The sequence below is a fragment of the Uliginosibacterium sp. 31-12 genome, from assembly GCF_030548425.1.
GTDB lineage: Bacteria > Pseudomonadota > Gammaproteobacteria > Burkholderiales > Rhodocyclaceae > Uliginosibacterium > Uliginosibacterium aquaticum.
In genome coordinates this window covers 347,801-368,885 of record NZ_JAUOOA010000002.1, presented here as the reverse complement: position 1 = coordinate 368,885, position 21,085 = coordinate 347,801, and the positions used below count along the sequence as shown (strand labels likewise).

At 62.0% G+C, this 21,085-nt stretch carries 16 protein-coding genes; 4 read left to right on the top strand and 12 right to left on the bottom strand.

What is annotated here, in order from left to right; all coding sequences use genetic code 11:
* Nucleotides 1-31 precede the first annotated feature (31 nt).
* The 9 genes from Q3Y64_RS06890 to Q3Y64_RS06850 form a co-directional block, all read right to left on the bottom strand.
* Complete coding sequence (locus tag Q3Y64_RS06890) at nucleotides 32-502, bottom strand: WbuC family cupin fold metalloprotein (protein WP_303560570.1); 471 nt, start codon at nucleotides 500-502, stop codon at nucleotides 32-34.
* 4 nt (nucleotides 503-506) lie between these two features.
* Nucleotides 507-1,070 carry a hypothetical protein gene (locus Q3Y64_RS06885; protein ID WP_101941516.1) on the bottom strand — a complete coding sequence of 188 codons (564 nt, stop codon included), beginning with the start codon at nucleotides 1,068-1,070 and terminating at the stop codon, nucleotides 507-509.
* A gap of 138 nt (nucleotides 1,071-1,208) precedes the next feature.
* Nucleotides 1,209-4,727, bottom strand: coding sequence for a DNA polymerase III subunit alpha (gene dnaE, locus Q3Y64_RS06880; RefSeq protein WP_303560569.1), 3,519 nt, complete (start codon nucleotides 4,725-4,727; stop codon nucleotides 1,209-1,211).
* Nucleotides 4,728-4,815: 88 nt separating this feature from the next.
* Nucleotides 4,816-6,312, bottom strand: a complete 1,497-nt coding sequence (locus Q3Y64_RS06875) for a tripartite tricarboxylate transporter permease (RefSeq protein WP_101941514.1) — start codon at nucleotides 6,310-6,312, stop codon at nucleotides 4,816-4,818.
* Nucleotides 6,313-6,314: 2 nt separating this feature from the next.
* Complete coding sequence (locus tag Q3Y64_RS06870; RefSeq protein WP_101941513.1) at nucleotides 6,315-6,809, bottom strand: tripartite tricarboxylate transporter TctB family protein; 495 nt, start codon at nucleotides 6,807-6,809, stop codon at nucleotides 6,315-6,317.
* A 65-nt stretch (nucleotides 6,810-6,874) separates the two neighbouring features.
* Nucleotides 6,875-7,831: a tripartite tricarboxylate transporter substrate binding protein gene (locus tag Q3Y64_RS06865; RefSeq protein ID WP_101941512.1), complete on the bottom strand. Its 957-nt coding sequence runs from the start codon at nucleotides 7,829-7,831 to the stop codon at nucleotides 6,875-6,877.
* 244 nt (nucleotides 7,832-8,075) lie between these two features.
* Nucleotides 8,076-8,687 (bottom strand): lytic transglycosylase domain-containing protein, encoded by a 612-nt coding sequence (locus Q3Y64_RS06860; RefSeq protein WP_303560568.1) that lies wholly within the window; start codon nucleotides 8,685-8,687, stop codon nucleotides 8,076-8,078.
* A 9-nt stretch (nucleotides 8,688-8,696) separates the two neighbouring features.
* On the bottom strand, nucleotides 8,697-9,056 hold the full coding sequence (locus tag Q3Y64_RS06855; RefSeq protein WP_101941510.1) for an Hpt domain-containing protein: 360 nt from the start codon (nucleotides 9,054-9,056) through the stop codon (nucleotides 8,697-8,699).
* Between the two features lie 5 nt (nucleotides 9,057-9,061).
* Nucleotides 9,062-10,093, bottom strand: coding sequence for an HD-GYP domain-containing protein (locus tag Q3Y64_RS06850; RefSeq protein WP_303560567.1), 1,032 nt, complete (start codon nucleotides 10,091-10,093; stop codon nucleotides 9,062-9,064).
* A gap of 442 nt (nucleotides 10,094-10,535) precedes the next feature.
* Here Q3Y64_RS06850 and Q3Y64_RS06845 point away from each other — a divergent pair, with 442 nt between their 5' ends.
* The 4 genes from Q3Y64_RS06845 (at nucleotide 10,536) to Q3Y64_RS06830 (ending at nucleotide 16,413) form a co-directional block, all read left to right on the top strand.
* Entirely contained in the window at nucleotides 10,536-12,440 is a 1,905-nt protein-coding gene (locus tag Q3Y64_RS06845) for an ABC transporter substrate-binding protein (RefSeq protein ID WP_101941508.1), read from the top strand.
* Nucleotides 12,441-12,512: 72 nt separating this feature from the next.
* A complete protein-coding gene (locus tag Q3Y64_RS06840) occupies nucleotides 12,513-13,499 on the top strand; it encodes an ABC transporter permease (protein ID WP_101941507.1) in 987 nt (328 codons plus the stop codon).
* Nucleotides 13,496-14,653, top strand: a complete 1,158-nt coding sequence (locus tag Q3Y64_RS06835; RefSeq protein ID WP_216821664.1) for an ABC transporter permease — start codon at nucleotides 13,496-13,498, stop codon at nucleotides 14,651-14,653. The genes Q3Y64_RS06840 and Q3Y64_RS06835 overlap by 4 nt, the downstream gene beginning before the upstream one ends.
* A gap of 20 nt (nucleotides 14,654-14,673) precedes the next feature.
* Nucleotides 14,674-16,413: an ABC transporter ATP-binding protein gene (locus Q3Y64_RS06830; protein ID WP_254048199.1), complete on the top strand. Its 1,740-nt coding sequence runs from the start codon at nucleotides 14,674-14,676 to the stop codon at nucleotides 16,411-16,413.
* 155 nt (nucleotides 16,414-16,568) lie between these two features.
* Here the strand turns inward: Q3Y64_RS06830 and gspE are convergent, their stop codons facing one another.
* The 3 genes from gspE to Q3Y64_RS06815 are packed head-to-tail and all read right to left on the bottom strand — an operon-like array spanning nucleotide 16,569 to nucleotide 20,976.
* A complete protein-coding gene (gene gspE, locus Q3Y64_RS06825) occupies nucleotides 16,569-18,050 on the bottom strand; it encodes a type II secretion system ATPase GspE (RefSeq protein ID WP_101941505.1) in 1,482 nt (493 codons plus the stop codon).
* Nucleotides 18,047-20,206 carry a type II secretion system secretin GspD gene (gene gspD, locus Q3Y64_RS06820; RefSeq protein ID WP_303560566.1) on the bottom strand — a complete coding sequence of 720 codons (2,160 nt, stop codon included), beginning with the start codon at nucleotides 20,204-20,206 and terminating at the stop codon, nucleotides 18,047-18,049. The genes gspE and gspD overlap by 4 nt, the downstream gene beginning before the upstream one ends.
* Complete coding sequence (locus tag Q3Y64_RS06815) at nucleotides 20,203-20,976, bottom strand: hypothetical protein (RefSeq protein ID WP_303560565.1); 774 nt, start codon at nucleotides 20,974-20,976, stop codon at nucleotides 20,203-20,205. The genes gspD and Q3Y64_RS06815 overlap by 4 nt, the downstream gene beginning before the upstream one ends.
* Between the last annotated feature and the right edge of the window lie 109 nt (nucleotides 20,977-21,085).

The window sequence follows — 21,085 nt, the reverse complement described above, 5'->3', positions numbered from 1 at the left end:
ATGAAGACTTCTGCACCCTAGCACAGGCCCGTCAGAAGCGTGCGTACAGGGCCTGTTCAAACTCGGCAGCAGCAGGGCAGCCTTCGGAGGGCGCCCAGGGCGCTTGCTCTTCGGCGGTGATCGGCAGGTAGGGGCCGTCCTTGACCTCGAAGAACACTGAGCCGGCTTCGAGCGCGACGACACTGTGCCAGCAGCCCAACGGGATCCGCGCTCCGATGCACTGACTGTTGGCAGAGAGCAAGTAGGTGCTGGTGATTGCGCCGGATTCATCGAAGAACACCAGGCCCAGTCTGCCGCGCACCATGAGCAGGGTTTCTTCCTTGCCGGGCGCCAGATGGCGGTGTGGCCGCACGTAGCTACCGGGCTCGATGGCGTTGAAGAAACGCTGAGCCGGGGCTTCAAGGTTTGGGTGAAGATTGTGGTTCTGGCGCCGGCGTGGATTTTCACGGGCACGGACGCTTAGCGCATCCAGAAAGGCCTGATCGAAAAATCCGGCACTCATCCGCTTACTGATCGAAGCGGAAGGTCGCGCCGAAGTTCACATAGGGATTCAGGCGCAGACCACTGCCGGAGCTGCTTGGGTTCAGTCCGGTTGTAGGTGCTCCGCTACAACCGGGTGCCATGCCGCTGCAGTTGCCGGCCAGTGCAGTGCCAACTTCGGCAGAGAGAGACCAGCGATTCTGGCGAGCTTGGCTGCTTTGCCAGCTCAAGCCGAGAAAGGGGACGGCTGCCAGCTGGCTGCTGCGCGAGGAGGCTTGTCCCGAGGTGCTGGCGGAAAGATCATTCCAGCTGACACCAACACTGGTATGCACGCCCTTGGCCAGCACGGGGTAATCCGCGCGCAGGCTGTTGCGTACATTGGCCGCATCAAACAGGGGAGAGGACTGTGCTGCAGTGACTTCACCAGCGGCGCTGAAGCTGGAAAAGCTCAGGCGCAGCCCGCTTTCACCCGCTTGCTGACTCTCCGGCGTGTGCTTCAGGCGCAAGCCGGTCGCTTGAGCGTGGGCCGGCAGCGCTTGGCCTGCGAGGCACAACAAGGCGACGAGAAAGGGCAGGCGAAGCGAGCGCACGAGAAGGCTGGAGTTCGTTGAAAGGACGATTCAATTGTAGTCGGGCAGCTGGCGTGTTGGCAGGGCCGTGGGTGTAAAACCGGACGAAAGGATTGCAGCCTGTCGACAAGATGCTACACAGCAATATGTACGAAAGTGCTACTGGTAAATGATTTCCACGCTCTCGGGCGAGAGCCATTCGCGCAGGCCTTCAAGCAGGGGGTCTTCCAGACGAACGCGCCAGTTTTCACCCAGTGGCAACTCTCCTTCGGCGGCGCCATTGCGATAGCGGATGCGGATCGGGCAAGCGCCGTCATCGCGGCTGCCGCGATAGCCACCGAGCAGGTCCAGCAACTGGCGTACGGCGGCCGGGCCACCACCGGCCTTGGCGACCTCGCCGTTAATGGACAGGCGCAGCAGTCGGGCATAGCGGCCGCGCGCTTCACCCAGCGTGATCAGGCGTTCGGCGATCACGCGGAAGCCGCCGGTGAAGTCATCGTTGGAGACTTTGCCCTCGACGATCAGTACCTCGTCCTGATTGATCTTGCCCTTGCTGGCATCCAGCACTTCGGCATACACGGTCACGTCCAGCGGGGTGCTGCCATCGTCGATGGTGACGAAAGCCACCTTGCCGCGCGCGCCCATCTTGATGCGTAGTCCGGTCACCACGCCGGCCAGCATCTGTGGTTCGCGCTTGGGTTCTATCCGGGAGAGCGGCGTGCGGATGAAACGGCGCACTTCGGGGGCTGCGCTGTTGAAGGGGTGGCCGGAGAGGAAGAAGCCGATGGCGAGTTTCTCTTCCATCAACTGCTGCTTTTCCTTCCAGACGCGCGCCTCGATGTATTCAGGCGCTATTTCGGAGGGGCCGTCGCCCATGTCGAAAAGCCCGCCCTGGCCCGCACTGGCGGCGGCCTGGTCGGCGGCTTCCATGGCTACGCCGACGCTGGCCAGCAGCTTGGCGCGATGCGGTTTGCCTTCCTCCGTGAGGGGGGCGATGGTGTCCAGTGCGCCAGCACGCACGAGTGCTTCGATCACGCGGCGGTTGGCTGCGCGGCGGTCGATGCGCGCGCAGAAATCAAAGATGTCCTTGAACGGCCCACCGGCTTCTCGCGCGGCGATGATGCTGCGCACGGCCGGCTCGCCACAACCTTTGACGGCGCCGAGGCCGTAGCGGATGGTCTTGGCGTCGGTGGGCTCGAAGCGGTAGTGCGAGTGGTTTACGTCCGGCGGCAGCACCACGATCCGGTTGGCGATCGTGTCTTCATAGAAGATCTTGACCGTGTCGGTGTTGTCCATGTCGGACGACATCGTGGCGGCCATGAAGGCCGAGCAGTGGTAAGCCTTGAGCCAGGCCGTGTGGTAGGTCACCACGGCGTAGGCCGCAGTGTGCGACTTGTTGAAGCCGTACTCCGCGAACTTGGTCATCAGGTCGAAGAGGTGTTCTGCCAGCGCCGGATCGTAGCCTTTCTTCGCCGCGCCCTCGGCAATCGTGGCGCGGTGCTTGTCCATCTCCTCTTTTTTCTTCTTGCCCATCGCCCGGCGCAGCATGTCTGCGCCGCCCAGCGTGTAGCCGCCGATGATCTGCGAGATCTGCATCACCTGCTCCTGATACACGATCACGCCATAGGTGGGCTCAAGGCAGGCTTTCAGGTCCGGATGGAAGTAGTCGATCTCCTGCTTGCCCTGTTTGCGCAGGATGAAGTCGTCCACCATCCCTGAGCCCAGTGGGCCCGGTCGGTAGAGCGCGAGCACGGCGATGATGTCTTCGAAGCGGTCGGGGCCGAGCTTCTTCAGAAGCTTCTTCATGCCGTCCGATTCCACCTGGAAGATTGCCGTGGTGTTGGCGTCTTTCAGAATCTGGTAGGCGGCAGGGTCCGAGAAGCCCAGGCTCATCAGGTCCGGGCGCGAGCCGGTGAGCTTTTCGACGTATTTGAGCGCCAGCTCGATAATCGTCAAGTTGCGCAGACCCAGGAAGTCGAACTTCACTAGGCCAATGGCCTCCACGTCGTCCTTGTCGAACTGCGACACGGTCACTGCGTCGTCGCCGTCAGCCAGGTAGATCGGGCAGAAATCGGTGATCTTGCCCGGCGCGATCAGCACACCGCCGGCGTGCATGCCGACGCCGCGCGTCATGCCTTCGAGCGGTAGGGCCAGCTCCCACAGCTCGGAGACGGATTCGCCGTCCGCGCTGTCGTTCATCATTTCGTTGATTGCCGGTTCGGCTTCGCGCGCCTCTTCCAGCCCCAGCGGCTTGTTCTGTACCACCGGGATGGCTTTGGACAGGCGATCGCACAGGCCATAGGGCAGGTCCAGCACGCGGCCGACGTCGCGTACCACGGCCTTCGAGGCCATGGTGCCGAAGGTGGCGATCTGCGAGACGGCATCGTGACCGTAGCGCTGGCGCACATAGTCGATGACGCGGTAGCGGTTTTCCTGACAGAAGTCGATGTCGAAGTCAGGCATCGACACCCGCTCGGGGTTCAGGAAGCGCTCGAAGAGCAGGGCGTAGGCGGTCGGGTCCAGATCGGTGATCTTCAGGGCGTAAGCCACCAGCGAACCCGCGCCGGAACCCCGGCCCGGGCCGATCGGCACGCCGTTGTTCTTGCCCCACTGAATGAAGTCCGCCACGATCAGGAAGTAGCCGGGGAAGCCCATCTGCACGATGGTGTCGGTTTCGAACTTGAGGCGGTCGTAATAGCGTGGGCGTTCCCGGTCGCGCGTGGCTTCGTCCGGGTAAAGCTCGAGCAGGCGTTCTTCCAGCCCGCGCTTGGCTTCGAAGACGAGGAAGTCGTCGAGGCTCATGCCGTCCGGGGTGGGGAACTGCGGCAGGTAGTTCTTGCCCAGCACCACTGACAGCGAACAGCGGCGGGCGATCTCGACCGAGTTTTCGAGCGCCTCAGGGATGTCGTGAAAGAGTTCGACCATTTCGGCCTGGCTCTTGAAATATTGCTCTTCGGTGAAGGGCTTGGGCCGGCGGGTATCAGAGAGGACGTAACCCTGGGCGATACACACGCGGGCCTCGTGGGCCTTGAAGTCTTCACGCTTAAGGAACTGCACCGGGTGGGTGGCAACGATCGGCAGGCTGGTTTCGCCGGCCAGATGCAGGGCGGCCTGTACGTAGTTTTCGTTGCCGGCATGGCCCGCGCGCTGCACTTCTATATAGAAGCTATCCGGGAAGCGTTGCGCCCAGTCCAGCGCCAGTGCTTCGGCAGCTTTCAGGTTGCCGGAGGCGATGGCCGCGGCGATATCACCTTGCTGAGCACCGGAAAGGCAGATCAGGCCCGAGGCGGATTCGGCCGTGAGCCAGTCACGACGGATTTCGGCTCGCCCACGGTGCTTGTTTTCATTGAAACCACGCGAGAGGATTTCGCACATCTGGCGATAGCCCTCGCGGTGTTTGACCAGCAGCAGCACACGGAAGGGCTTGTCGCGTTCGGTATCGTTGGTGATCCAGGCGTCCAGCCCGATCACCGGCTTGATGCCTTTGCCCCGGCAGCCCTTGTAGTGCTTGACCATGCCGAACAGGTTGGCCAGATCCGAGATGCCCAGGGCGGGCTGCCCATCTTTGGCCGCCGCCGCAATTACATCGTCGATGCGCGTGATGCCGTCCTCGATCGAGAACTCGGTGTGCAGGCGCAGGTGGACGAAGGCGGGGGCGTGGGGGGAGATCTCGGGCATCCGCTGATTTTACCCCGAGGGGGCGGCGCTTCGGCTTGTAAATGTACGACCCGGAGCGCCGTTCGGGTGGGGCTCCGGGTGTCAGGCCTTAGCCTCGGCGCAGGGCGCGCCATTGCTTGAGCAAAGGGGGCAGCACCAGCAGCAGGCCGGCGATGATCAGGATGGTGAGCGAACCGGGGCGGGTGAAGAAGGTGGTGATATCGCCCTGGCTGATGGTCATGGCACGGCGGAAGTGTTTCTCGGCCATCGGCCCCAGGATCAGGCCGACGATCAGTGGCACCACCGGGATCTCGAAGCGTTTCATGGCAAAGCCGAGTACGCCCACCATATATAGAAGCAGCAGATCGAACCAGGATTGGCGCAGCGAATAGGCCCCGAGCGTGGCCAGCACCACGATGCCGCCGTAGAGCAGCGGGCGCGGGATGCGCAGCAACTGTACCCAGATTCCCACCAGCGGCAGGTTGAGCACCAGCAGCATGACATTGCCGATGTAGAGACTGGCGATCAGCCCCCAGACCAGCTCCGGATTGGTATCAAAGAGCAGCGGACCGGGCGTGATGTTGTACTGCTGGAAGGCAGACAACATGATCGCGGCGGTGGCCGAGGTAGGGATGCCGAGCGTTAACAAAGGCACCAGGGTGCCAGTGGCGGCCGCATTGTTGGCCGCCTCGGGGCCGGCCACGCCTTCGATGGCGCCCTTGCCGAACTCCTCCGGGTGGCTGGCGAGTTTCTTTTCGGTGGAATAGGACAGGAAAGTCGGCATTTCGGTGCCGCCGGCCGGGATGGTGCCGAAGGGAAAGCCGATCAGGGTGCCGCGCAGCCAGGGCTTCCAGGAGCGGCGCCAGTCGCCGGCACTCATCCAGATCGAGCCCGTGATGCGTTCCAGCTTGGACTTGATGCGGTTCTCGTAGGTCGCGGTGTACAGGGTTTCGCCGACGGCGAAGAGGCCCATGGCCACCACCACGATGTCGATGCCGTCCGTGAGTTCGAGGATGCCGAAGGTGAAGCGGGCCTGGCCGGACTGCTCTTCGATGCCGATCATGCCTAGCGCCAGGCCAATGAACAGCGCCACAAAGCCTTTTTCCGGCATATCGCCAACGACGGCCGAAACGGCCACGAAGGCCAGCACCATGATCGCGAAATTTTCGGCTGGCCCCAGCTTGAGGGCGAGATCGGCCACGACCGGCGCGAGCAGGGTCAGCAGCACGGTGGCGATGGTTCCGGCCACGAAGGAGCCGATGGCGGCGGTGGATAATGCCGCCCCGCCGCGCCCGGCGTGGGCCATCTTGTTGCCTTCCAATGCACTGATGATGCTTCCGGCTTCGCCCGGGGTGTTGAGCAGGATGGAGGTGGTCGAGCCACCAAACATGGCGCCGTAGTACACGCCGGCAAGCATGATCAGCGCCCCGGTGGGTTCGACTCCGGCGGTTAGCGGCAGCAGCAGGGCCACCGTGGCGGCCGGGCCGATGCCGGGCAAGACCCCGATGGCGGTGCCCAGGCTGCAACCAAGAAGTGCCCAGAGCAGGTTACTCAGACTCAGGGCGGTAGCGAATCCGACCGAAAACAGCGCGTTCAGGGATTCCATGTTTACAGCACTCCCGGGATGAAGGCAGGCAGGTTGACGCCCAGGGCGCGGAAGGTATGGAACAGGCCGAGAGCCAAGCCCAGCGAGAGAATCAGATCAAGCGTGCGGCGCGGCGTGTCCAGTGCCCGGCAGATGCCGTAGCACAGTAGCCAGGCCGAGAGGGTGAAGCCAATCAGGCCGATCAAGGCCAGGTGGGCGAGTACGGTGCCGGAAACCAGGGCAAAGCCGCGCCACTCTGCTTCCGGTACGGGCGGTACGCCTTCGTCGCCGGTTTCATCCGCCGGACTGGAATGGCCCAACGAGCGGGTGGATTTGAGCAGCAAAGCGCCGCCAGCAATGATCAGCCCCGCCGCGATGAGGCCCGGGAAAAAGTTTGGCCCGACTCTGGCGTAGCCGCCGCCAGTGGGCATCTGGGTGATCTGCAGGGCCATGGCGAGACCGAGCACGATCACGCCAATGGCAAGGTAGGCCTGATGGCGGCCGGGCCAGTGGGTCATGGAAAAACCTCCGGTGGAGCAGGGCTGCCGCCCGGGAGGGGCGGGCCAGCCCTGGGCGGTCGAGATCAGTTCAGCTTGAGGCCACCGATGACGGTTTTGAGGCGCTTCGATTCCGATTCGACGAAAGCCTTGAAGGGCTCAGCCGGTTGATACAGGTCCAGCCATTCCAGTTTGTCGGCCTTGCTCTTCCAGGCCGGGTCCTTCAGCGCGGCCTCGACCATTGTGACCAGCGCTTTTTTCTGTGCCTCGCTGATGCCGGCGGGGGCAAACACGCCGCGCCAGTTGTACATCACCACGTCGATGCCCTGCTCCTTGAAGGTCGGCACCTCGATGTCCGCTTGCTTGGTTTCCGCCGAGAGGCCGATGGCGCGCAGCTTGCCGGCCTTGATCAGATCCACCAGCTCACCGTAGCCACTGACATAGGCGGCCAGCTGACCGCCGAGGATGGCCGCCTTGCCCTCACCACCGCCGGCAAAGGCGACGTAATTGACCCTGTCGGCGCTGACCCCGAGCTTTTCACCGATCAGCGCCACCATCACATGATCGACGCTGCCGGCCGAGCCGCCGCCGATTGCCACCGCGCCGGGATTGGCCTTCATGGCTGCAGCCAGATCCTTCATGCTTTTGAAGGGTGAGGCCGCCGGCACCACGATCACGTTGTATTCGCCCATCAGGCGAGCGATCGGTGTGACCATCGAGAGATTGACCGGCGATTTGTTGGCTTCCACTGATGCTGCAGTCACGGCACCAGCCACGATCAAGGAGTGGCCGCTGCCTTTTTCGGTATTGATGAACTGGGCGAGGCCGATCGCGCCACCCGCTCCGGCCTTGTTTTCAACCGCCACCGATTTGGCTTGGCCGGAAGCCTTCAAGGCGTCGCCGAGGGTGCGGGCAATGGTGTCGAAGCCGCCTCCGGGATTGGCGGGGGCCATGATCTTGATGGAATCAACCTGGGCGTGGGCGCTGATGGCGACAAGCGCCAGCAGCCCAGCCATGCGACGGGCAATCTGGATGACGGGCATGATGGTCTCTCTGTATCTGTTATGGGGCCGGTGTGCCGTCAAGGGCACACCTTGGCATTAAGCGGCAGATACGTGATGGATTTGAACTAGGGTTTGCCCGGTCGCAGCGCCCGGCGCACAAGGTGGCCAGACCTGGCTCCGGGCTCAGTCACGAGCCGGATCATGGTCCGGTGAAGATGAAAATCCCTGGCTGCTGGGGGCGGGCCGTCATTGCGCCGCCGTACTGCTTTGCGACGGCAGGTATTCAGGAGCGGGCTTCGCGCCTGAAGATGGCCATCTGTTCCAGCACGGTCGGAACGTAGCGTTTTGTTTCGGCGTAGGGAGGGATGCTGTGGCCGTAGCGGATGACGGCGTTTTCCCCGGCGTTGAAGGCGGCCAGCACCAGCTTCACGTCGTTGTTGAAGAGCTTGAGCAGATCGCGCAGGTAGCGCGCGCCACCATCAAGATTCTGGCGCGCGTCGTAAGCATTACGTACACCGTAACGGGCGGCGGTGGCCGGCATCAGCTGGGTCAGACCCATCGCGCCTTTGGGGGAGCGGGCTTTCGGATTGGCGTGGCTTTCGACGGCGACGACGGCTTTGAGCAGGACGGCATCAATGGCATGGGCGCTGGCCGCAGCCTCGATATGTCGCACCAGCTCCGCCGGCAGGCTTTTCATCAGGCCTGCGCTGGAGGGGATTCCGATGGCCTTCGGGCCGTTGAGATCACGCCAGAGCAGGCGCGCGCGCGGGTCTGAGGGGATGTCCGAGTAGTTGTGTACACCGCGCTCATCGATGAAGCCGTACACATCGGCGCGCGCGGGGGAAGCGAGGGCGAGCAGAACGAGCAGCAGCGGCTGGGCAAGGGCTGGTTTCATCGGGGGAAACTATGGGTTCAGAACCTCCCGCTGCAAGGCCTCTTCCACGCTCAGCAAGGCCGAACAAAGCTGGGTTGTCAGTGCGGGCAAGGCCGCAGTGTCGCCGGTTTTAGCCGCCTCTTCAAGCGCCACCGCAGCGGCTACGGCGAGCGGCGATCCGAAGTTGCCGACTGCGCTCTTGGCGCAGTGAGCCGTTGCGTGGAGCGCTGCGGCGTCGCCGCTGCTGAGGCAGTCTGCCAGCCTTTGGCGCAGGTCCGGTGAATCAAGCATGAATACGGCGGCGATCTCGCGCAGCAGATCTTCGTCGTCGCCGATCTGTTCAAGTACCCAGTGGCGATTGATCGGGGGAGGGGGGGGCGTGGTAGGCATGCGGGTCAGTCCTGGTAAATGTTGTGAATCTCGATGATTTCGTTCCAGCTAGCCAGAAAGAGATCTACACAGCGAGGGTCGAAATGGTTGCCGCGGCCGGCTTCTAGATGGGCGCGGGCGTGCTCCAGATCCCATGCCGGCTTATAGGGACGTTCCGAAGTGAGGGCGTCAAAGACATCTGCCACCGCCACGATCCGCCCGACGATCGGGATTTCCTCTCCTGCTTTACCCTGTGGATAGCCGCTGCCGTCGTACTTCTCATGGTGGTTCAGGGCAATCTCGGCGGCCATCTGCAGTACGGGGGAGCTGGAGTTCTTAAGGATCTCGTAACCGATCAGCGCATGCTGGCGCATGATTTCCATTTCCTTCGGGCTGAGTTTTCCGGGTTTCAGCAAGATGTGGTCCGGCGTGCCCAGCTTGCCCACATCGTGCATCGGAGCCGCTGACAGGAGTTGGTCAACGAACTCTTCAGACATACCCAGTTGGTAACCGATGATCGCCGAGTAGTGCGCCATGCGCAGGATGTGCGAGCCGGTTTCCGGGTCGCGGAATTCGGCCGCACGCGCCAGGCGCATGACGGTTTCGCGCTCGCGCAGGTGGATTTCCTCGGTGGCACGCCGCACGGCGATCGATAGTTCGTCGGCGCGCAGGCTGGTGGCGGCCATGCTGGCGCGTAATTGCAGCATGTTGCGCACGCGCGGATTGAATTCGTTGCGGTCGATTGGTTTGGTGAGAAAGTCGGTGGCACCGGCTTCGAGTGCGGCATAGCGCACTTCCTTCTCGGCAGCGGCAGTCACCATCAGGATCGGACGATCGCGCAAGGCCGGTGTGGCCCGGCAGCGGCGTACGAACTCAAGGCCATCCAGGCGCGGCATCATGTAGTCGACGATGATCAGATCCGGGGCGTTATCAAGACACCAGGCAAGGCCAAGCTCTGGGTCAGAAAACACGAGACAGTCGTGGTCGCCCAGCCTTTTGATGAGGCTCTGCATCACCACTAGATTGACCGGCGTGTCTTCAACGATGGCGATGTTCATGGGGGGGATGGCGCAAGCAGGGGGGCTTCCCCTCTCTTATCGGCGCGGGGTTAAAGGGCTTGAGAAACGCGCTCTCTGACGGAGGGTTGCTTGCCCGAAAAGCTTGCTGCAGTGCGGCATTGCGCGGCACTGTGACATATTTGCTGTGGTCTAGGGTAAACCCTGAAGAAATCGTGGCAAAATTGACTTTGCACAAGTTCAGGGCGGTTCTGCGGGGCTAAGGTTCATCCGTCGCAGGGGTCCAGAAAGGGCGGGTCATGACGATGCAGCATCGGGAATATGCGATGCGGGGCAGCAGCAGCGTCGTGGTTTTTTTTTGCCCTGTGGATAAAAAGTCTTGATGGTAGGATTAATTGGGGTTTGTGCTTATACTAGGCGCGCGCAGTGTGTCCGGGTGCTGCACAGACTCTCTCTAACCGGTAATTTCAACTAGGAGGACGTGATGAGGTTTATTCCCTCTCGTATCGCGGTTGCCGTTGCAGCGGTCGCCGTAGTCGCCGTACCTTCGCTGGCAATGGCCTACCAACAGGCCCCGATGCTGGCGAACAACAAGGCGTTGCCGCCTGTCGATCAGCGCCTGCCCGAGAAGCCCGAGGTTGTTAAGCCTCTGGAGCGTACGGGCCAGTATGGCGGTGTTCTGCGTACCGCCATGCGCGCCAACAACGACCACAACAATATCGTGAAGCTGATCGGTAACCAGTCGCTGGTGCGCTGGGAATCTACCGGTTTCAACAAGGTTGTGCCGAACCTGGCTGAGAGCTGGGACGTCAATGCTGACGCTACCGTGTATACCTTCAAGCTGCGCAAGGGCACCAAGTGGTCTGACGGTACGCCCTTCACCGCCGACGACATCCTGTTCTCCATGAACGATGTGCTGGCCAACAAGGAATTCCTGAACGCACTGCCGGCCGACTTCCAGCCGGGTGGTGTGGGTGTGCAAGTGACCAAGACCGACGATTTCACCGTCGTCTTCAAGTTTGCCAAGTCCTATCTGCCCTTCCTCGAGAAGCTGGCAACTCCGGTTGCTCAGTACCCGACGATGTATCAGAAGAAGTACTGCAGCCAGTTCCACCCGAAGTACAACGCCAAGGTGGCCGACCAGGCCAAGGCAGAAAACCTGAAGGATTGGGCTGGTCTGCTGCGCAAGTACTGTGGCGACCTGGAAATCCCGTCGCGCTGGAGCAATCCGGCTCGCCCGGTGATGGATCCGTGGGTCATCAAGGATCCGTACTCGGGTTCGGCCACCAAGGTTGTGCTGGAGCGTAACCCCTACTTCTGGCAGGTGGATGACAAGGGCAATCAGCTGCCCTATATCGATCGCGTTCAGTTCCAAGTGATCTCTGAAGTGGAAACCATCCTGCTGGCAGCCATCAACGGCCAGCTGGACTTCCAGATGCGTCACATCTCCTCGATCCAGAACCGTCCGGTGCTGGCCGAGAACGCAGCCAAGGGCGGCTACAAGCTGGTTTCCGGCGCGGGTATCAACGCCAACCAGGGCGGTCTGTGGCTGAACCACTCGACCACCAACGCCAAGCTGCAGAAGCTGATCCGCAACAAGGACTTCCGCATTGCCCTGTCGCACGCCATTGACCGCAAGGAAATCAATGACATCGTGTATCTGGGTCAGGCTCACCCCTGGCAGTCCGGTCCGCAGAAGGCTTCGAAGTTCTACAACGAGAAGCTGGCTACTCAGTATCTGAATCTGGATCTGAAGAAGTCGGAAGAGCTGCTCGACAAGCTGGGCCTCAAGAAGGGCGCTGACGGTTTCCGTACGTATCCTGACGGTGGCCGCGTGTCGATGGGCATGATCGTCATGATCTCGAACGCCTCCCTGATGGAAACCGCCGAGCTGTTGCGCAAGCACTTCTCGAAGGTGGGCATCGAGCTGGTGATCAACTCGTCCGAGCGCTCGCTGTTCTACGATCGTGCCAACACCAACCAGTACGACATCTCGATGGATGTGTTCTCGGGCGGTCTGGATCCGACCTTCAACCCGCGCCCGTGGCTGGCTATTCATCCGCAAGAGTCGCGTATGAGCCTGCAATGGACCAAGTACTATCTGACTGATGGCAAGCAGGGTGAAAAGCCTTCCGCCAGCATGCAGAAGCGCCTGGACCTGTACGAAAAGTGGCAAGGCGCCAAGACCATGGCTGAAGCAGATGGCCTCTTCAAGCAGATCCTTGAAGAAGCTGCCAACGAGTTCGAAGTCATCGGTACCGTGGCTCCGGCTCCCAACGCGGGTGTTCGCAGCGCCAAGCTGTCGAACGTTCCGGTAGCCATGCCTGACGGCTGGACCTGGCCGAACCCGGCTCCGACCCTGCCGGCGACCTGGTCGTTCAACAAGTAATCCTGTTGTAAAAGCTCGGGGGCTCCGGCCCCTGAGCCCCCCTTTCCCGAGGTCTTCTTAGAGAGTCAAGCCGTGCTTAACTACATATTCAAACGCATGCTCTCGGCGATTCCATTCATGTTCATGGTGTCGCTGACGGTATTCCTCCTGATTCAGGCGCCTCCGGGCGACTTCGTCGACAGTTATGCCGCCATGGTGGCCTCCTCTGGCGAAACCCTTTCTCCGGACCAGATGGCTGAATTGCGTCATCGCTTTGGTCTTGATCAACCGATGATCGTCCAGTATTTCCACTGGATCACGGGTGTTGTGACGGGTGATTTCGGCTATTCCTTCGAATGGCAATCCCCTGTTAAGGATCTGGTTGGCGAGCGTATCGGCTTGACCCTCATCCTGTCCCTTTCCGCAATGCTGTTCACCTGGGCCCTGTCCCTGCCGATCGGCATCTATTCCGCCGTCAAGCGTTACTCGATTGGCGACTATGTTTTCACCTTCGTGGGTTTCATCGGCCTGGCAGTGCCCAACTTCCTGCTGGCCCTGGTGATGATGTTCGTTGCCCAGAAGTATTACGGTATGGACGTAACCGGCCTGTTCTCCAGCGAATTCCAGAACGCCCCGTGGTCCCTGGCTCGTGTGGCTGACCTTGGCAAGCATCTGATCATCCCGATGATCATCATGGGTGCAGCATCGGCCGCTGGTTTGATCCGTATTCTGCGCGCCAACCTGATCGACCAACTGTACATGCCCTACGTCGTGACCGCCCGTTCCAAGGGCCTGTCCGAAACCAAGCTGTTGCTGAAGTACCCGGTGCGCATCGCCCTGAACCCCTTCGTGTCCTCGATCGGCTGGATCCTGCCGAGCCTGGTGTCGGGCGCTGTGATCACCTCCATCGTGCTGAACCTTCAAACCGTTGGCCCGATGCTGTTCCAATCCCTGATGTCTCAGGATATCTATCTCTCCGGCACGATTCTGCTGGTGGTATGTGCGCTGACCGTGGTCGGCACCCTGATTTCCGACATCCTTCTCGTCATCCTCGATCCGCGTATTAGGTTGGAACAATGAGCGCAGAAAACAAACAAGCAACGACCGTGGCCGCTGCCGCCGCGGCGGAACCGGCGGCCGCAACGGTCAATATGGCCAACCTGCGTGGCGGTATCGAATACGCCTCGCAGTGGGAGCTGATGTGGGCTCGCTTCAAGAAGCACAAAGTGGCTTACTGGAGCATGATGTTCGTGGCCTTCCTGTACGTCGTGGCGGTGTTCGCAGAGTTCCTGTCGCCCTTCGACCCGGAAGATCCCAGCTCGCGTACGGTTTATCAGCCGCCGCAGATGGTCAAGTTCGATGGTTTCAAGCCTTACGTGACCAAGTTCAAGCTGACCCGCGATCCGGAAACCCTGAAGCCGACTTATGTCGACACGGATGAGCGGACCTACCTCCGCTTCTTCGTGCCCGGTTTCGAGTACAAGATGCTGGGTCTGGTGCCGACCAACCTCCACCTCTTCGGCCCGGCTGAAGCAGGCGAGAAAGTCTTCCTGTTCGGTTCAGACCGCCTGGGCCGCGACATGTTCTCGCGTGTGATCTACGGTGCGCGTTTCACGCTCTCCATGGGTCTGATCGGTGTGATCCTGTCGACCGTGCTGGGTATCGTGCTCGGTGGTATCTCGGGTTACTACGGTGGCAAGATCGACTGGTTCATTCAGCGCGTGGTGGAATTCATCCTGTCGCTACCGACCATTCCGATCTGGCTGGCCATGGCTGCTGCCATGCCTAAAAACTGGCCTCCGCACTTGGTCTACATCTCGGTGACGGTCATTATCTCGCTGATCGGCTGGACCCACCTCGCACGGGTTGTGCGCGGCAAGTTCCTCGCCATGCGCGGTGAAGTGTTCGTGATCGCTGCCAAGCTGGACGGCTGTTCCGAAGGCCGTGTGATCTTCCGTCACATGCTGCCGTCGATGGCTTCCCACGTGATTGCTGCAGTGACGCTGGCCATTCCGTCGATGATTCTGGCTGAAACGACCCTGTCCTTCTTGGGCCTCGGTCTGCAACCGCCGGCAATCTCCTGGGGCGTGCTGCTCAAGGACGCACAGAAGATCAGCGTGATCTCGGCTGCTCCCTGGCTGTTCCTGCCTGGCGTGGCAACCGTGCTCGCCGTGCTGGCCATGAACTTCTTCGGTGACGGTCTGCGTGATGCTGCTGACCCGTACTCGCATTAATTCCAGGATTGGTTGATAACGTGAATACTGCAAACCAAACTAGCGACATCATTCTCGACGTTCGCAACCTCCGCACCTACTTCGGTACGGGCGAGAAGGCTGTGAAGGCCGTTGATGACATCAGCTTCAAGATGATGCGCGGCAAGACGCTGTGTATCGTGGGCGAATCGGGTTCGGGCAAGTCGGTGACGGCGCGCTCCATCCTTCAGATTGTTGACCCTCCCGGCAAGATCCAGGGTGGTTCGATGATGTACTACGGCAAGGATCCGAAGGGGGTCGATCTCGCTCAGCTGCACGAGCGCGGCAAGGAAATCCGCTCCATCCGGGGTCATGAAATCTCCATGATCTTCCAGGAGCCGATGACCTCGCTGTCGCCGATCCACACCATCGGCAACCAGATCTGCGAAACCATCCTGCTGCACCAGAACGTTGACATGGCCGAAGCTCGCACCCGTGCCATCGAACTGCTGCGCCGCGTGGAGATTCCTAACCCGCAGGTTGCCATCGACAAGTACACCTTCGAGTACTCGGGCGGTATGCGTCAGCGCGCCATGATCGCCATGTCGCTGGCCTGCAACCCGAAGATCCTGATCGCTGATGAGCCGACCACCGCTCTGGATGTGACCACCCAGGCTGAAATCCTGGCGCTGATCAAGGAACTGCAGACCTCCTACGGCATGGCCGTGCTGTTCATCACGCACGATATGGGCGTGGTGGCTGAGATCGCTGACGAAATCGGCGTGATGCAGAACGGCAAGATGCTGGAGTTCGGTTCCGCTGAAGAGATCTTCTACGAAGCCAAGCACCCCTACACGCTGGCCCTGATCGACTCCGTGCGCAAGCTGGAAACGTCGGCCCGTGCCGCTCGCGGTTCGCGTGTGACGGACAAGAAGCTGATGGAAATCCGCAACGTGTCGAAGATTTACCCGGCCCGTTCGAACTTCATGGGCAAGCCGAACCCCCCGTTCAAGGCTCTGGACAACGTCTCGCTGGACGTGTTCGAAGGCGAGAACCTGGGTATCGTGGGCGAATCCGGCTCCGGCAAGACCACCCTGGGCAACTGCGTGATCCGCGTGCTGTCCTGCTCGGGCGGTGAAGTGCTGTTCCGCATGGCTGATGGTCGCATCGCCGATCTGGCCAAGGCTGGTACGCATGAGCTGCGCCAGGTCCACCGTGAAATCCGCATGGTGTTCCAGGACCCGTTCGCTTCGCTGAACCCCCGCATGACGATCGGTCAGATCGTTGGTGAGCCGCTGTTGGTGGCCGGCACCCATACGGGTGAAGCGCTGCGCAAGCGTACCGAAGAGCTGCTGGCCATGGTCGGCATGCCGGCCGGCGCGATGGAACGTTACCCGCACGCCTTCTCGGGTGGTCAGCGTCAGCGTATCGGTATCGCCCGCGCATTGGCCCTGAGCCCGCGTCTGATCATCGCCGACGAAGCAACCTCGGCGCTGGACGTGACCCTGCGCTCGCAAGTGCTGGATCTGCTGCTGGATCTGCAAGACACGCTGAACCTCTCGTTCATCCTGGTCTCGCACGATATCGGCGTGATCCGTTACTTCTGCGACCGCGTGGCCGTGATGTACAAGGGGCAAGTGGTGGAACATGGTCCGGCAGAGAAGATCTGCTCGAACCCGGATCACCCCTACACCAAGGCGTTGATCTCCGCCGTGCCGGGTACCCACCCGCGCGACAAGCGTATCGTGAATCGTCACCGCTACGATGCCGCTGCTGCCGGCATCCAGCTGTCCGGCTCCTGATTCGCGCCGTATTCGGTAAACGAAAGCCACCTTCGGGTGGCTTTTTTTCGTCTGGAGGATGGCGATTTGATGTTCGGTGTCACGCCTCCGAGCCCTGAGCAGCAGGCAAGAAAAAAGCCGGCATGAGCCGGCTTTGGGGCGGGGCGTGCAGCTTTTCAGTCGCCAGACTCACTGCGGGTGACGCGCAGGATCTCGTCCACCGCGGTGTAGCCCGCGCGGACCCTCGCAAAGCCGTCTTCACGCAGGCTCTGCATGCCATGCGAGGCAGAGTGGGTGCGCAGGGTTTGCTCATTGGCACCATCGTGAATCAGGCTGCGCGTGTTCTCGTCGAAAACCATCAGCTCATAGATGCCGCCGCGACCCTTGTAGCCAGTCTGGGCACACGCCTCACAGCCACAGGCACGGTAGATAAGGTGCTCGGGGCCGATGCCGAGAAGCTTTTGCTCGGCGGCATCAGGCTCGTAGGCTACCCGACAAGCCGGACACAGACGGCGGACCAGGCGTTGCGCGAGCACCCCGATACTGGATGAGGCCAGCAGGAAGGGTTCGACGCCCATGTCTACCAGACGGGTCATGGCGCTTGGCGCGTCGTTGGTGTGCAGGGTGGCCAGTACCAGGTGGCCGGTGAGCGAGGCCTGCACGGCGATCTGGGCGGTTTCTAGGTCGCGGATTTCGCCGATCAGGATCACGTCCGGATCCTGCCGCAGGATGGCCCGCAGCGCACGCGCGAAGCTCATCTCGATGCGCGAGTTGATCTGGGTCTGACCGATGCCGTCGAGCTCGTACTCGATCGGATCTTCGACCGTCATGATGTTCAGCTCGCGCGCATCCATCTGCGCCAGTGCCGCGTACAGGGTGGTGGTTTTGCCCGAGCCGGTGGGGCCGGTGACCAGCAGGATGCCGTGCGGTTGGGCAAGCAGGCCCTGCAGGCGGGTGAGCGTTTGCGGCGGCATGCCCAAGCTGTCCAGATCCAGCCGGTTGGCGGATTTGTCGAGCAGGCGCAGCACTACGCGTTCACCGTGGGCGGTGGGTAGTGTCGACACTCGCACATCCACCGGCCGGCCGGCCAGGCGCAGGGTGATGCGACCATCCTGAGGCAGGCGCTTCTCGGCGATGTCCAGCCCGCCCATGATCTTGATCCGCGACACGATGGCCGCATGCAGGCCGCGCTGCGGTTCGATCACGTCGCGTAATGCGCCGTCGATACGAAAACGTACCGTGGCGCGGGACTCGAAGAGCTCGAAGTGAATATCGGAGGCGCCTTCGCGCAGGGCCTCGGTGAGCAAGGCATTGATCAGTCGGATGACCGGGGCATTCTCCTCGGCCTCCAGTAGATCCTGCGTTTCGGGCATTTCCTCGAGCAGGCTGGAGAGATCGACCGAGTCGGCGATGTCTTCCACCATGCGCGAGGCCCGTGTGCCGCCCTGATTGAACGCTTCACTCAGGCGTTGCTGGAAGCGTTCCACCGGGAGCACTTCGAGCGCTAGCGGGCGTCCTGCGACACGCTGCAGTTCGGCCAGCATGCCGAAGTCGCCGCCTTCGCGGAAGCACACCGGTAACTGGCCATCCTCATTCGGGTCGCCATCAAACAGCCCGTATTCGCGGGCATGGGCAAAACTGATCAGGCGCTCGCTCATGGTGCTTTCGGCGCCTCGGCGGGAGCGCTGGGGGCTGCCTGGAGTGCTTCGCTGGCGGGGGCCGGAATGTTTGTGGCCGGCACTGTGCGGTCCGGATCGAGCCCTTTGCCCTTGACGAGGCTGTCGCGCTCCGGCAACTGGGTGTTCGGGAAATTCGGCAGTACCCAGCTGCTTTCCGGGCTGTACTCAGCCTGGCGCGCGCGCAGATAGGCGTAGCGTTCGTTGGCAAGGTTGTTGTTGGCCGTGCTGTCACGCAGGATCACCGGACGCAGGAAGACCATCAGGTTGACCTTCTGGCGCTCGCGGGTGCGGTAGCGGAACAGATTGCCCAGGTAGGGAATGTCCATGAGGATCGGGATGCCGTTGTCCGTGGTGGACTGACGGTCATCGATCAGACCGCCGAGCACGACGATCTGGCCATCATCGACGAGCACCTTGGTCTCGATGGTGCGCACCTTGGTGGCAATGCCGGTGCCGCTGGTATTCACCGATGTATCGATGCTGGAGACTTCCTGAGCCACGTTCAGGGTAATTGCGCCGGCTTCGGAGATCTGCGGTTTGATCTTGAGCTTGATACCGATGTCACGCCGCTCCACGGTGGTGAAGGGGTTCTGGTTGGAGCCGGTGGAGGATTGGGTGCCGGTGATGATCGGGATGTTTTGGCCGACCACGATGCGCGCTTCTTCGTTGTCCAGGGTCTGCAGGTTCGGCGTGGAGAGCACATTGCCGTCGCCTGACTTCTGGATCGCAGTGGCCAGCAGGCCCAGGGTGGCGGTACCGTTGGTTGGGTCGCCGTTGAACACGCCGATGTTGACGCCTTCCGGAACGGTGGCACTGCCGGCAATGAGGCCATTGGCGATGGTTGCAATGCTGTTGGCACCCCCCGAGATCGAGGAGATCAGCCCCCCGGTCAGGTTGTTATTGCCGCCGGCGACCATCCACTGGAAGCCGAATTCGCCGGTCTTGGAAACATTCACCTCGGCAATCATGGCTTCGACGTAAACCTGGGCGCGGCGCACATCGAGCTTCTCGATGATGGCGCGGATGTCGCGGTAGATCTTGTCCGGTGCGGTAATGATCAGGGAGTTGGTGACCGCGTCGGCCTGGATCATCACGTTCACACCGTCGATCTTGACCGAGGTGGCCGTGTTGCCGGTGCTCTGGCCGCTTTGCACGCCTGAAGACGCGGCGGTGGTCGAGGCGCTGCTGCCTGTGCTGCTGCCACTGCTGCCCGAGGAGCCGCCGCCGGAGAGACTGGAGTTGGTGCCGCCGCTGTCCTGCCCGGTCAGGATGCCGCGCAGGGTGGTGGCCAGGCGCGTGGCTTCAGCATTGCGCAGGTAGATCACGTTCATGGCACTGCCGGTGGCGCCAGGCTGGTCAAGCATATCCACGATGCGCTTGACCTGCTCGGTGTGGGCTGTGCTGTCGCTACGCACGATGAGTTGGCTGCTGCGCGTGTCGGTAATCAGCATCACGCGCTTGACCCCATCGGGCACTGGCACCGGTGCTGCGGTGCCTTGCAGCACCACTTCCGGCATCAGGCGAGCGAGGTTCTGGGCTACGTCCTGCACCGAAGCGTGCTTGACCGGGATCTGGAATACGTTGGTGCCCGAGGGTTGATCCAGGTGCTCCAGCAAACGATTGATGCGCGAGAGATTTTCGGCGTAGTCGTTGATCACCAGCACGTTGCCGGCCTGGTAGGCGGCGATTACGCTGTTGTTGCCAAGCATCGGGCGCAGCACCTGGGCGAGCTGGGTGGCCGATTCGTAACGTAGCGGATAGACCTGGGTCACAAAGCGGTCGCCCGTCGGGATCGCGCCCTTGCCGACGATCTGGCTGCCGTGCTGCTTGGCATCCCCCTCGGCGAGCACCTTCACTACCGTGCCGTTGTCGATCAGGGTGATGCCCTGCTGGCGCAGCGCGCTCTGCACGATAGGCAGCACCAGATTTCGATCCACCGGCTGGTTGGAAACGATATTCACCGTGCCCTTGAGCTTGGGATCAATCACGAAGCTCTTGCCGGTGATGACGGTGACGGCCTTGAGCGTGGCTTCCAGATCGGAGTTCACGAAGTTGAGCGTCACCCGCTCGTCTGCCGCATGGGCCGACAAGGCAAAACACAGCAGGGTGGCGGCGGCGATGGTTTTGATTTTCATGGCTGGATCTTGTACTGGAGATGCACGGGCTTGCCGTCCCGCAGGATCTGCAGATCGACGTCCTGGGTCTGGCTGAAGTAGTGATAGACGAGGGAGATGTCGGCAAGCTGCCCGATCTCGCGCTCGTTGATCTGACGAATGATGTCGCCATCGCGCAGATTAAGGATCTGAGCGAGGGGCTGTTCGGCCGCGGCGGTGATGCGGATGCCGCCATCGGGGAAGGCTGCAAGTCCCTTGTCCCAGGCGCCGAGATTGCCGCTCTGGGCGATCGAGGCGAGGCGCCCACGCGACACGCTGGTGGCCGGGCTGGGTTTGGCTGCGGGCTTCACCGGCACTACGGCAGGCGGCGCTGCCGGGGCCGGGCTGAGCAGATTGCCGACCGTGGCGGTGGCGCCGGGCGGGAAGGCCAGTTCGTTGCGCACGCCGGCTTGCTCGAAGATGGCGCGATCGGCCTGTACTTCGACCAGGCGCAGGCCCGGCCTGGCTTCTTTGCCGGCTTGCACGGCGACCGGACTGGCCTCGATGCCACCGATCAGGGCCACGCCGTTGTGCCCGGCGATGACGGCGATCAGTTGCAGACTGGCCAGCGGGCTGACCGGGGCGGCCTCCTGGGCTTGCTCGAACCAGCGCAGCAGGGCGCGACGGCCGCTGGCACCGTCTTCCGTGGGAGGCGCGGCGAGACTCAGGGCGGGTTCATTGCTGCGCCAGCCGAGCAGGGTCGCCAGCAGGCTGGAGAGCGCCCAGCACAAGAGCAGGAAGGTCAGGGCCATGAGCGCGCGCTGGAGGAAGCGGGCGTCGGGGCGCCAGCGCAAGGCGGGCCGATGGAGTCGGAAAGGGAGTCTGATATTCACGGCGAAAATTTAGCGTTTTCCGGGCTGC